Consider the following 12,525-nt stretch of genomic DNA (forward strand, 5'->3'; position numbering starts at 1 on the left):
GTTACCTCAACGCGCCGGACGCCTTCAGCGCCGCTTCGCGTTCGGGGTCCACCCACCACAGGTCCAGGTAGCCCAAAGTGAAGGGCGGCAGCGTCTCGGGATAGGCATACATGTCGTAGTAAGCGGTCCAATATTCCGCGACATACCCGTCGGGGATCACGAAGAACTCGTAGCGCAAGGCGCGGTCCAGCGCCATCAGCGCCGCGTCCTGCTCTTCCTGGTTGGTGGTGTCGAAGGACCCCTCGAGGATTGCGTCCACCAGCGGGCTGGCGAGGCCCGCGGGGTTGAACAGGCTGAACTCCGCCTCCTTGGAGCCATACATCTGCGTCAGACCGCCACCGGTGGTCAGAAACGCGCCATACCGGTCGGTATAGACCATGTCGTAATCCCGTTCCCGGCTGCGCAGCGTGAACTGCGCGGGATCGACCTTCTCCGCCGTGGCATCGACGCCGATGGCCTGCAGGTTCTGAACATAGGTTTCGATCATGGTGGCGACGGATCCCGTCATGTTGGACGGATAGGGAATGTTCACCTTCAGCGTCCGCCCCTGGGCATTGCGGCGCAAGGCACCATCGCCCACAGGCCAGCCAGCCTCGTCCAGCATCTGCGAGGCCTTGCGCAGGTTGCGGCGGTCATTCAGCCGATCCGGCTTCGAGGTATGGGTGGTGACCACTTCATTTTCCAGCACCTCTGCCGGCACCACGTCGCCCAGGCTCTGCAGGAACGCCAGTTCCGCGCCTTCGGGCACGCCGGTGGCCTCCAGGTGAGTGCCTTCGACAAAGGAGTCGCGCTGCGTGCTGAGACCGAACAGCAGCGATTCATTCACCCATTCAAAGTTGAACGCCAGCGCCAGTGCCTTGCGCACGGATTTGTCGGCAAACTGCGGCTTGGCCAGGTTGAACACGAACCCCGAGGGCGACGGCGGGCTGCCATCCGGGATTTCATCCATCACCACGCTGCCCGCCGCCAGCTTCGGAAAGTCATAGCCCGAGGCCCAGCGCTTGGCGTCGGTTTCCTGGCGGAAGGTGTATTCGCCCGCCTTGAAGGCCTCGAACGCGGCGGTCTGGTCCGCGAAATACTCCACCCGGATGCGGTCATAGTTGTAGCGGCCGCGGTTCACCGGCAGATCCTTGGCCCAATAGTCATCGCGGCGGGTGTAGACGATGCGACGGTTGACGTCGAAGCTCTCCAGCTTGTAGGGGCCCGAGCCCACCGGCACCTCCAGGCGCGGCTCATCCAGGCGGCGGTTTTCCGGGTCCTCTTCGAACCACGCCTTGGAGAACACGGTGGTATTGCCTACGGTCTCGATCAGGCTGCGGCGGCTGACCTCGGGGTGGAAGGTGAATTTCACCGTCAGGTCGTCGAGCGCCTCGGCGCTGGTCACCATATGGCCCACCGCCTGCGCATAGGACGGCAACCCCTGGGTGATGAACAGCTTGTGGCTATAGACCACGTCATGGGCCGTCACCGGCGTGCCGTCCCAGAACCGTGCCTCGGGGCGCATGTGGAAAATCACGTAGTTGCGGCCCTCGTCGTACTCCAGGCTCTCGGCCAGCAGGCCGTAGTACTGGCCGATGGAGTCGTCGGAACTGACCAGCAGGCTGTCATACTGGATCGTGGTCAGCGCCCCGGCGCGACCTTTGCGGGAATAGGGGTTGAGCGAATCGAAGGTGCCCGATGCCCCGAGCGAAATCTCGCCCCCTTTGGGCGCATCCGGGTTCACATAGGCAAAATGCTCGAAATCGGCCGGGTAGTCGAGATTGCCGAAATAGGAATACCCGTGGCTGGTGATGACCGTGTCAGCGGCCTCCGCCTCGGGCGTGCCCTCTGCTTGCGCCAACGTCGCCGTCAGCGCCAGGATCAGCGACAGCGCCAACATCTGCGCGAACATCACTGCGGTCTGCATCGGATACGCCCGTTCCTTCACGCGTGCCCGCGCCACAGCCTGAGCCGTTTTCATCTGCCTTGACCTCCTGTTGCCCGGTGCCTGCCGCCGGAGTTTTCTGCCTTCCCAAGCTAATGTCCGCCGGCGGTCACTTTCAAGTTGAGATTGGAGGATTTCCGTCACCATCCGTCACAATCCGGACAATCCCCGCCCAGCGCCCGGTCACACGGCAAACACTTGCCCAAACGGCAAAAAAGCCGCTGCCCGGGGCAGCGGCTTTTTCGGATAGCTGGGACAGCGACGGATCAGTCGTCGAGGCTGTCCAGATAGGCGATCAGGTTCACCCGATCCGACTGTTTCTTCAGCCCGGAGAACGACATGGTGGTGCCGGAAGCATAGGCCGACGGCTTGGCCAGGAAGGCATCCAGCTCTTCCGGCGTCCAGTCCTTGTCCGCCAGAGCGGTCAGAGCACCCGAATAGCCGAAACCGGAAACCGAGGCGATATCACGGCCAACAACCCCATACAGATAGGGACCCGTGGCGTTAGCGCCATCTTCCAGCTTGTGGCAAGCCGAGCACTTCTTGAATACTTTTGCGCCTTTGGCGACATCAGCCGAGGCCATCAGCTCGTCAAAGCTGACCTCCGGCTCGTCGCTGGCCGCGTCATCGGCGGAGGCGACTTCGATCACGTAGGCAGCCTCTCCGTGGCTGTCCACGTGATACAGTTCTTCTGCGGCCCATTTGCCCAGGAGGAATACCAGGAACGCGCCACAGAAACCTGCGGTCGCTTTGGTAAGGGTCATTGTGTCAAACATGAATCGCGGGTCCATTTAGCTGTCTGGGGGGGTGTCTAAGGCTTCCCCTCGCCAGTGGCAAGGTATAGACAGCGCGACGAAACGCCCATTTGCTGAAGTTTTGCACCGGAAACACACCCATGACCCGCAAGATCGCCATTCAGGGGGAGCTGGGCTCCTACAGCCACGAGGCCTGCCGCAACGCGCGCCACGACATGGAGGTGCTGCCCTGCCGCACCTTTGAAGACGCCATCGCAGCGGTCAAGAGCGGCGAGGCGGAACAGGCGATGCTGCCGGTCGAGAACTCGACCTACGGGCGGGTGGCCGACATTCACCGCCTGCTGCCCCACAGCGGGCTGCACATCATCGACGAGGCCTTCGTGCGGGTGCACATCAACGTGCTGGGCGTGCCGGGGGCCAAGCTGGAAGACATCCGCGAGGCGAAATCGCACCTGGTGCTGCTGCCGCAATGCGGCACCTTCCTGCGCGAACACGGCATCCAGGGCCGGGTCAGCCCCGACAACGCCCGCGCGGCCCGTGACGTGGCCGAAGCCGGCGACAAGCACGTGGCGGCCCTGGCCAGCGAACTGGCCGGCGAAATCTACGGGCTGGAGGTGCTGGCGCGCCACATCGAGGACAATGGCGACAACACGACCCGCTTCCTGATCATGGCGCCGGAACCGGATTACCGCCGTCGCGGCACCCACAGCATGATCACCAGCTTCGTGTTCCAGGTCCGCAATATTCCCGCCGCGCTCTACAAGGCGATGGGCGGCTTTGCCACCAACGGCATCAACATGACCAAGCTGGAAAGCTACATGGTCGACGGCTCCTTCACGGCGACCCAGTTCTATGCCGATATCGAAGGCCACCCCGAAGATCCCAATGTGCAGCTGGCGATGGATGAGCTGAAGTATTTCACCACCAACGTCGAGGTTCTGGGCGTCTACCCGGCCAACCACGGCCGGTTCTGACGCCACGATTTCGGCAGTCGCCCCCGGTCGCGCTACGGCTTCAAACACCGTTCAAGTCAGCCTCCCTGCCTGCGTCCGCGCGGGCAGCAACCTCGTGCAGGCCATACCGCCGTTCTAGCGACGCGGCCGCTCTGGCACACCGAAATGACTGTCGCATGCCCATGTCGGGCGGATACTTTTCGAGGGGGGGAGTTAAAGTGAGAGGCTGGACATCGACCCAAGCGGGGCTCGTTGTGGCTGCTTCCTTCCGGACCTGACCAGGTTGGCGAGGCGCTTGCCCGCGCCAACCTCTCGAATCCCGATATAAGGGGCATGATCCGGAATGACAAGGGCAGCTGCACACCCGCCGGACAGGACTAGAGATGTAGCTCCAGTTCCCAGAATCCCTGCTCATTGAACCCCCGTGGCACCGCCAGACCGGCAGGCAGTTCTGCCAGGTGGCGCGCCGCGCCCGGACCGGTCACCGCAACTGCGCGCGCGCCCGGCAGGGACGCCAGCTTCCACGGGTAGGGCGCAGCCTCCAGCGGGTCGGTCTTCAGCCGCCCCTGCAGGTAATCACGCACCGCGTCCCGGATCAGCAGCGGCGGCAGGGACAGTTCCTCGGCCTCGTGCAACATCCGGAAACTGCCGCCGCCCCGCACCCGGTAGCTGTTGGCGGCAACCGCGAACTTCTGTTCGGGATCCACCGGATGACCGCGCCACCGCAGCTCGCGAATGCGCCGGGCCTGCGGGTTGATGCGCTCTCCGGTGGCCGAGAACCGGGGCGGTTGCGACGGATCGATGCGGTACTGCAACCCGAACATCACGTCGAAATTGTGCCCCGCGCGGGCCGGATCCGCCAGCAGCTGACCACTGCGCCCGGGTGTCAGCCGGTTGAACAGCCCCGCCGACATCTCCAACCAGTCCAGCAACTGGCCGCCGCTCACGGTCACCACGCGCAACTCATTGGGGAAGATCTGCAAATCGGCGATATTGCGGGCGCTCAGGTCCCCGGCGGAAATATCGGTGTAGAACTGCGGCCCGGCGCGACCGCCGAACTTGCAGGGTGCCACCGCTGACAGCAGCGGCAGCTCTCCCGCGGCACTTTGCGCCAGCAGCGGCCGAACCGCCGCTGCCTGCGCCGCCGCGACCAGCGCCAGACCGCGGTCCGGCGCAAAGAAGGTGAAATAGGAATGCATCGCCACGTCCGAGGAACCGGCAGGCTGCCGCATGCGCTCCTGGGTGCGCTGATGGTCCTGCGACAGCGCCGCCACCAGCTCGGGGGATTCCGCGGCCAGCGACTGGATCGCGCCGGCATTGCCCTTGCAGGCCACCGGCCGCAACCGCGCCTGTCCCGAGACCAGCCGCCAGCCCCCGTCCCCGTACCGCAGGTCGAGGTCGAGCACGCCCAGGTGCGAGCCATGAGCACCGGGCATCACCACCGGCTTGTCCAGCGGATGCGCCGGATCCGGCAGCGTCAGATGGGTATGGCCGCCCACCAGCGCATCGATCGGCGGCAAGGCCGCCAGCTGCTCCAGCGCATTTTCCGTACTGTCGCCGCCGCCCGCCGAAAGCGCTCCGCCGTCATCGCCAAGCCCGGTATGGGCCAGCGCCAGCACCACATCGCAGCCTTCCGTCTTCAGGCGCCAGGCCTGCTCGGCCGCGGTATCGACGATCCCGGTGGCGCGCAGCTGCCCCTGCAGCCCGCGACCACCCCAGACCAGCGTCTGCGGTGGCAGCACCGACAGCAACCCGATGCGCACAGGCGGCAGATCGGGACAGCTGTCCAATTGCCGCTCCAGGATCGCGGCCTCCCCAAAAGGCAGGTGCAGCCCGGGCCGGGCCGCCCGCAGGTTCGAACACAGCACCGGGCAGCGCACGTCTGCCAGCACCCGCGACAACCGCTCCAGCCCGATATCAAAGTCGTGGTTGCCCAGCCCGACCGCGTCATACCCCAGCACGTCAAAGGCCACCGCCAGCGGATGCGGCCGGGTGCTGCCCGGCTCGATATCGCCGAGCGGCGCGCCCTGGAAACCGTCGCCATTGTCGACCAGCAGACAGGCCTCGCCGCGCGCCGCGGCTTCGGCGCGCTCCTCGGCGATCAGGCTGGCCACGCGCGACAGCCCGACGGCCGGATCGGCCCGGTCGGCATAATAGTCGTGCCCCAGCAGGTGACAGTGCAGATCCGTCGTGGCGAGCACGCGCAGCCGCCCGGAGGTCCGGGCGGGGGGCTTGTCCACCGCAACCGTCATGTCTGCTCCCGTGTCGGCACTTAGGGTCCGCTTCTGTAGGCTACGCTTTACCGCGTGTTTCTCCGCCCCATTTGAATCAGCGTTTTAACGATTTGCAAAGGCACCTTTTGAGTGCTGCGACATTTTTCTGAGCGCCGCCGTGACATGCTCTGCCGCCAAAGACATTTTGCACCCTGCCTTCTTGCCCCGCGCGCGCCTTGTTCCGATCGGGCGGTGTTGCGTTGCAGTGACAGGCAAGCCCGGATCGCGCAACATGGCTGGCTCCCGGCCAACCGGGCTGGCAAGGAAACCGCAAGATGCATCGGGAGACCGCCATGAAACATGCAGAACAGGTGACTTTCGGTGGCGGTGCGCTGAACCGCGCCGCCCATCTGCGCACCGACGCTGCAGCGCTGGACGCAGCCTGGCGCGCAGCCGATGCAGCCGTGCTGCTGCTGTGGCGCGGCAAACCGCTGGCCCGGCGCCCACAGGCAGAGGCACCGCCACAGGGGCTTGCCCTGACGGCCCCCGATCACCCGCTTGTCACCCCCCTGCGCGACACGGCCCTGTTCCTCGGCCTGACATCGCAAGGCGCACCGCGCTTTGCCTGCGACCTTGGCGACTGGCAGCCCGCGGATCTGGACGCAGCGTCGCTCGAGGCCTTCAGCGACGCCAGCGAACAGCAACACCCGGAACTGCCGCAGGGCCACGTCTTCGCCGAACTGCGCCGCATCATGACCATGCTCACGCCGCTGGAAGCCGAATTGGCCGCCACGGCAAAGGCGCTTCTGGCCTGGCACCGCAGCCACGGGTTCTGCGCCTGCTGCGGCGCGCCCAGCGTCATCGCGCAGGCGGGCTGGCAACGGCTGTGCCCTGCCTGCAAGGCGCCGCATTTCCCGCGCACCGATCCGGTGGTCATCATGCTCATCAACCATGGCGACAGCGTGCTCCTTGGCCGCTCGCCCGGCTGGCCCGAGGGGATGTATTCGCTGCTGGCCGGTTTTGTCGAACCGGGCGAGACGCTGGAAGCCGCCGTCCGGCGCGAGGTGCTGGAGGAGACCGGCGTGGAGGTCGGCGCGGTCAGCTACCTTGCCTCCCAGCCCTGGGCCTTTCCGATGTCGCTGATGTTCGGCTGCGCCGGCACCGCGCTGAGCCGCGACATCACCATCGACCCGGCCGAGATCGAAGACGCGCTCTGGGTCAGCCGCCAGGAGATGATGGCGGCCTTTGCCGGCGAACACCCGTTGATCAAACCGGCCCGAAAAGGCGCAATTGCGCATTTTCTGCTCAAGAACTGGCTTGCGGACACGCTGGACTAGAGCGCATATTTGTGTCCAGCGCGAGAGGCACGCTCCCCCCTGTCACCGCACGGGGTACAACAGGCACGCACATCAGACATTCGGGACAGGCAGGCGAGCATGGAATTCAAAGGCAACGAAGATATCGAAGCACCCATTGCGGACGTTTTTGGGGCGATCTCCGACTTTGAAATGATGGAACGCTCCGCCCTGCGCCGCAGCATCGAGGTGCAGCGCACCGGCGATCCTGCCCACCCCGAGGCGGGGCTGACCTGGGATCTGAATTTTGCCTTCCGCGGCAAGCAGCGTCAGGCCCGGCTGGTCCTGGCCGACTATTCGCCGGTGACCGGCATGACCATCACCGGCGGTGGCAGCGGCCTGGATGGCCGCATGGAGGTGGAGCTGGTGGCCCTGTCCCCCCAGCGCACCCGCCTCTCGGTCTGGCTGAAACTGGAGGCAAGCACCCTGACCGGACGGTTGCTGCTGCAGTCTCTGAAACTGGCGCGCAACAACCTCAACCGTCGCTTCAAACTGCGCCTGGCCGATTACGCGGGCCTGACCGAGGCGCGGCTGAAGAGCACCGCCTGATCGCATCGCCCGACAACCCCGGCTGACGCCCGCGTGGCAAGACCATTGCAGGCAGACCTGCGGCCGCCGCGCGGTCGCCTTACGCTCCGTTCCTCCGGTGGCGGATGCGGATTTGCGATTGACGCGCCGGGTCAGCAGCCGCTACCGCTAAGGGGATGGTTCCCGCGCCGCGACGGATCGTGGCCGGGATGAAAAGGGAATGCGGTGCGTCCGGCCTCAGGCCGGACAAGTCCGCAACTGCCCCCGCAACTGTAAGCGGCGAGCGACCCCGGACAATCCACTGGCCCTCGGGCCGGGAAGGACCGGATCAGCATCGACCCGCAAGTCAGGAGACCTGCCATCACATGTGAAACTCGAACCCGGACGGGGCGTCCGGGCAGGGTCTGACGGCTGCGGTTGCCCGGCGACGGGCGGACTGGCACCGCTTCTCCCCCTGCCCCTCTGCCCCGCCACGCGCGGAGGGCGCATTGATGATTTGGAGCGACCAGACCCACGGCTACACGGCCACCGACTGTCCCGACCTGGGCCGTCCCTGCCCGGCAGCGGAACGCATGATCACCCGGCTGGCGGCGGCGTTGACGCAGGCGCGTCCGCTGACGCAGGAGGATTTTGAAATCACCGGCAACACCGTGCTGGACGGCTGCCCCAAGTCCTGCCCGGCGCAATTCGCCGCCAGCCATGACAGGATCCGCATCTACTGCGGTGTCGAGGCCCAGACCTCGCGGGCCGGGCTTGACCGTTTTGCCGATGCCATGTTCAGCCCCGGCGACAGTGGCTTTGCTGCCACCACCGCAACGGCGCGCCCCTGCGCCCTGATCGAGGCGATCCCGAACCCCGCCCACGCACAAGCCGCAACGCAGGTTTCGCTCGGCTGACGCCCTCCGCCCCCCCGCTACCCCGCCCGCGACCTGCGCCGTTGGCGGTCCGCCCCCGGCTGCTGCACGTCTTCAGCTGGGGCGCCGCAGCCGCATGCGACCGGCATAGGCCCATTCCATCTGGGCCTGGGTCTCCACCGCGCAGGGGCGCAAGCTGCGCAGTCGCGCCAGCGCCTGCGCCGGCAGCTCTCCGGCTTCGATCATCAGCCGCAGCACCGCCATGCCAGAGCGCCCGCAGCCGCCCTTGCAATGCACCAGCACCCGACCGCCTCCGGCCAGCGCGCGCCGCGCCTTGCGGCTGGCGGTCGGCCATTTCAGGGCCACCCGTCTCGACGGGGTGTCGAAGTCCGCCACCGGCAAATGGATCCAGCGACAGGCCATGCTTTGCAGATCCGCGCCCAGGCGCACACCGCCCGCGGCGACTTGCTCCGCCTCCGTTGTCATCGAGATCACCAGCCCCGGCTTCCACGCGTTGATCTGCGCGAGATCACCGACATAATCGCCACCGCTCCCCGGCAGCTTGCACAGGGCCAGCAGACCGCCCCCAACCGAAAGGGCATGAAGGGTCAGATTGACGGGATCGTGAGCCGCCATCGGCGCGGGCGTCGGCTGCTCCGCCACCCCAGAGGTTTTGTCAGAATGCATGGCGCCTCCCTGCCTGCGCGCGCCCCGCCCGATCCCACCCGGGCCTTACCACCGAGTCTAGCCGCGCCAGCCGCAAATCCCAAAAGGTTTTTCCGCCGCCCCGCGCCGCCCTTCTGCGGTGGACGAACCGGGCGCGCTCCAATACCCTGCGCGATACGCGGCATAACCAATCCGAATCCGGCACGAGACACCATGAGCGACACCCCCAGCGAAAGCGGCCCATCCCAATACCAGGTACTGGCGCGCAAATACCGGCCCGAGACCTTTGCCGACCTGGTCGGCCAGGACGCCATGGTCCGCACGCTGAAGAACGCCTTTGCCGCCGACCGCATCGCCCAGGCCTTCATCATGACCGGCATCCGCGGCACCGGGAAGACCACCACCGCGCGGATCATCGCCAAGGGCATGAACTGCATCGGCGTCGACGGCACCGGCGGCCCGACCACCGACCCCTGCGGCAAGTGCGAACATTGCGTGGCGATCATGGAAGGCCGCCACGTCGACGTGATGGAGATGGACGCCGCCTCCCGCACCGGCGTCGGCGACATCCGCGAGATCATCGACTCGGTGCAGTACCGCGCCGCCTCCGCGCGCTACAAGATCTACATCATCGACGAGGTCCACATGCTGTCGACCTCCGCCTTCAACGCGCTGTTGAAGACGCTGGAGGAGCCGCCGGCGCATGTGAAGTTCATCTTTGCCACCACCGAGATCCGCAAGGTGCCGGTCACCGTTCTGTCGCGCTGCCAGCGCTTTGATCTGCGCCGCATCGAGCCGGAGGTGATGATCTCGCTGTTGCGCAGGATCGCCACCGCCGAAGGGGCCGAGATTGCCGATGACGCGCTGGCGCTGATCACCCGCGCCGCCGAAGGCTCGGCCCGCGATGCGACCTCTCTCTTGGACCAGGCGATCTCCCACGGGGCGGGCGAGACCACCGCCGATCAGGTCCGCGCCATGCTGGGCCTGGCCGACCGCGGCCGGGTGCTGGACCTGATGGACATGATCCTGCGCGGCGACGCCGCAGGCGCCCTCACCGAGCTCAGCGCGCAATATGCCGAAGGCGCCGATCCCCTGGCGGTGCTGCGCGACCTGGCCGAGATCACCCACTGGGTTTCGGTCGTCAAGATCACCCCCGACGCCGCCGAGGACCCCACCGTCAGCCCGGACGAGCGCGCCCGCGGCCTGGCGATGGCCGAAACCCTGCACATGCGGGTGCTCAGCCGGATGTGGCAATTGCTGCTGAAGGCGCTGGAGGAAGTGGCCGCCGCCCCCAACGCGATGATGGCCGCCGAGATGGCGGTGATCCGCATGACCCATGTGGCCGACCTGCCCACCCCCGAGGAACTGGTGCGCAAGCTGAAAGATGCCACCCCGCCGCCCCTGCCGCCGAATGGCCCCGGCGGTGGCGCGATGGCCGGTATGGGTGGCATGGGCAGCGCCCCGGGGGCACCGGTCTCGGGCGCCCCGGTCGGCTATGGCCAGCCGGAGCCCGGTCCGGGCGGTCCGGGCGGCGGGCCGATGGCCCATGGCGGCGGCGGCACCATGGCCGCTTTGGCGCCACAGGTTGATGCCGCTCTGGCCCGCTATCCGACGTTTGAACATGTCGTCGAGCTGATCCGCAGCCGCCGCGACGGCCTGCTGCTGGAATATGTCAAAAGCTACGTGCGGCTGGTGGCCTATCAGCCCGGTCGCATCACCTTCCAGCTCACCGAGGATGCACCGCGCGACCTGACCAAGCGCCTCAGCGAGCAGCTGAAGGCCTGGACCCATTACAACTGGTTCTTCTCGATCGTCAGCGAGGGCGGCGGTGAAACCATCAGCGAGCGCGAGAATGCCGCCGAAAACGCCCTGCGCGCCAAGGCCAGCGAACACCCGCTGGTGCAGGCGGTGCTGGAAAGCTTCCCGAAGGCCAAGATCACCCGCATCCGCACCCCCGAGGAGCTTGCCGCCGAAGTGGCCGCCGAAGCCCTGCCCGAGGTCGAGGACGAGTGGGACCCCTTCGAGGAAGGCTGACCGCGGCAGCGCGGCGAAGCTGCCCCTTGTTTCATGGCCCCTGCCCCCGTATCTAGCGGGGCAAACCGGAATTCTCAGGAGAGATCACATGCTCAAAGGCCTCGGCGGTCTTGGCGACATGGCCAAGATGATGAAATCGGCTCAGGAACTGCAAACCAAGATGACCGAGATGCAGGAAGAGCTGCATAACCTCATGGTCACCGGCGAGGCCGGCGCGGGTCTGGTCAAGGCCACGGCCTCTGCCAAGGGCGACCTCAAGGGGCTGGACATCGACCCCTCGATCTTCAACGGCGACGACAAGGAAGTGGTCGAGGACCTGATCCTGGCCGCGATCAAGGACGCCCAAGCCAAGGCCGCGGAGAAGGCCAAGGAAGAAATGGCCAAGCTGACCGAAAGCATGGGCCTGCCCAAGGACATCAAGCTGCCGTTCTGAACACGGCGCCATACCTCTGCAAAGGGCGGTCCCGACGGGGCCGCCTTTTCCGTGACCGCGGCCCGCCCGTGCCGGGCCTGCCCCGGCCCGCCCCCGGCGCAAACAAAAGCCGAACATTTTGCCGCCGTGCCCTTGCGCTCCCCCCGCGGCATCAGCCTATATGAGAGGCAGAACAAAGGCCCGCGCACATGATCCGCAACTCGACCAGCGACATCGAAGACCTGATTGCCCTGATGGCCAAACTGCCGGGCCTCGGGCCGCGTTCGGCACGCCGCGCGGTTCTGCACCTGATCCGCAAGCGCGGCCTGCTGCTGGCGCCGCTGGCCGAAACCATGGCCGAAGTCGCCGCCACCGCGCGCGAATGTCTCAACTGCGGCAACATCGGCACCGCCGAGATCTGCCCGCTCTGCACCGATGAGGAGCGCGCCAACGGCGAACTTTGCGTGGTCGAGGATGTCTCCGACCTCTGGGCGATGGAGCGCGCGCTGGTGTTCAAGGGCCGCTACCACGTGCTCGGCGGCACCCTGTCGGCGCTGGACGCGGTCGGGCCCGAGGATTTGCGCATTCCGCGGCTGATCGACCGGGTGGCCACCGAAGGCATCACCGAGGTGATCCTGGCGCTGAACGCCACCATCGACGGGCAGACCACCGCCCATTACATCGCCGACCAGCTGCAGGGGAAGGTCAAGCTGACCTCGCTGGCGCAGGGCGTGCCGATCGGCGGCGAGCTGGACTACCTTGACGACGGCACCATCTCCGCCGCCCTGCGCGCCCGCAAGGAAATCTGACCCCAGCCGCGCCGACGGCCGT

Annotated in this window: 11 protein-coding genes, 1 other RNA gene and 1 riboswitch; of the genes, 7 read left to right on the plus strand and 5 right to left on the minus strand. The window is 66.6% G+C overall.

Going from position 1 to position 12,525, the window contains the following annotated elements; all coding sequences use genetic code 11:
• Position 1: 1 nt before the first annotated feature.
• Positions 2-1,960: an extracellular solute-binding protein gene (locus AB9K35_RS19740; RefSeq protein ID WP_369928764.1), complete on the minus strand. Its 1,959-nt coding sequence runs from the start codon at positions 1,958-1,960 to the stop codon at positions 2-4.
• Positions 1,961-2,190: 230 nt separating this feature from the next.
• Positions 2,191-2,700 (minus strand): cytochrome c family protein, encoded by a 510-nt coding sequence (locus AB9K35_RS19745; RefSeq protein WP_369928766.1) that lies wholly within the window; start codon positions 2,698-2,700, stop codon positions 2,191-2,193.
• 119 nt (positions 2,701-2,819) lie between these two features.
• Between AB9K35_RS19745 and AB9K35_RS19750 the strand changes: the two genes are divergently transcribed.
• Complete coding sequence (locus AB9K35_RS19750; RefSeq protein WP_369928768.1) at positions 2,820-3,653, plus strand: prephenate dehydratase; 834 nt, start codon at positions 2,820-2,822, stop codon at positions 3,651-3,653.
• 195 nt (positions 3,654-3,848) lie between these two features.
• On the opposite strand, the gene ffs is transcribed toward AB9K35_RS19750, so the two are convergent.
• Together ffs and AB9K35_RS19760 are read right to left on the minus strand one after the other, a co-directional pair.
• An RNA gene (ffs, locus tag AB9K35_RS19755) (signal recognition particle sRNA small type) lies at positions 3,849-3,947 on the minus strand.
• A 62-nt stretch (positions 3,948-4,009) separates the two neighbouring features.
• Entirely contained in the window at positions 4,010-5,884 is a 1,875-nt protein-coding gene (locus AB9K35_RS19760; protein ID WP_369928770.1) for a 5'-nucleotidase C-terminal domain-containing protein, read from the minus strand.
• Positions 5,885-6,198: 314 nt separating this feature from the next.
• Here AB9K35_RS19760 and nudC point away from each other — a divergent pair, with 314 nt between their 5' ends.
• The 3 genes from nudC (at position 6,199) to AB9K35_RS19775 (ending at position 8,624) form a co-directional block, all read left to right on the plus strand.
• Positions 6,199-7,182: an NAD(+) diphosphatase gene (gene nudC / locus AB9K35_RS19765; RefSeq protein ID WP_369928772.1), complete on the plus strand. Its 984-nt coding sequence runs from the start codon at positions 6,199-6,201 to the stop codon at positions 7,180-7,182.
• A 99-nt stretch (positions 7,183-7,281) separates the two neighbouring features.
• Entirely contained in the window at positions 7,282-7,749 is a 468-nt protein-coding gene (locus AB9K35_RS19770) for an SRPBCC family protein (RefSeq protein ID WP_369928774.1), read from the plus strand.
• A 139-nt stretch (positions 7,750-7,888) separates the two neighbouring features.
• Positions 7,889-8,106, plus strand: a riboswitch (cobalamin riboswitch).
• A 113-nt stretch (positions 8,107-8,219) separates the two neighbouring features.
• The gene (locus AB9K35_RS19775) at positions 8,220-8,624 is read left to right on the plus strand and encodes a hypothetical protein (protein ID WP_369928776.1); all 405 of its coding nucleotides are present in this window, start codon (positions 8,220-8,222) and stop codon (positions 8,622-8,624) included.
• 72 nt (positions 8,625-8,696) lie between these two features.
• On the opposite strand, the gene AB9K35_RS19780 is transcribed toward AB9K35_RS19775, so the two are convergent.
• Positions 8,697-9,218, minus strand: coding sequence for a protein-tyrosine phosphatase family protein (locus tag AB9K35_RS19780; protein ID WP_369928869.1), 522 nt, complete (start codon positions 9,216-9,218; stop codon positions 8,697-8,699).
• Positions 9,219-9,461: 243 nt separating this feature from the next.
• On the opposite strand from AB9K35_RS19780, the gene AB9K35_RS19785 reads away from it, so the two are divergent.
• The 3 genes from AB9K35_RS19785 to recR all read left to right on the plus strand — a co-directional run bounded on the left by AB9K35_RS19785 (position 9,462) and on the right by recR (position 12,503).
• A complete protein-coding gene (locus AB9K35_RS19785) occupies positions 9,462-11,282 on the plus strand; it encodes a DNA polymerase III subunit gamma/tau (RefSeq protein ID WP_369928778.1) in 1,821 nt (606 codons plus the stop codon).
• 88 nt (positions 11,283-11,370) lie between these two features.
• The gene (locus tag AB9K35_RS19790; protein ID WP_222454744.1) at positions 11,371-11,715 is read left to right on the plus strand and encodes a YbaB/EbfC family nucleoid-associated protein; all 345 of its coding nucleotides are present in this window, start codon (positions 11,371-11,373) and stop codon (positions 11,713-11,715) included.
• Positions 11,716-11,903: 188 nt separating this feature from the next.
• Complete coding sequence (gene recR, locus AB9K35_RS19795; RefSeq protein ID WP_369928781.1) at positions 11,904-12,503, plus strand: recombination mediator RecR; 600 nt, start codon at positions 11,904-11,906, stop codon at positions 12,501-12,503.
• The last annotated feature ends 22 nt before the right edge of the window (positions 12,504-12,525 follow it).

It is taken from the genome of Leisingera sp. XS_AS12, from assembly GCF_041224635.1.
In the GTDB taxonomy this organism is placed as follows: Bacteria; Pseudomonadota; Alphaproteobacteria; order Rhodobacterales; family Rhodobacteraceae; genus Leisingera.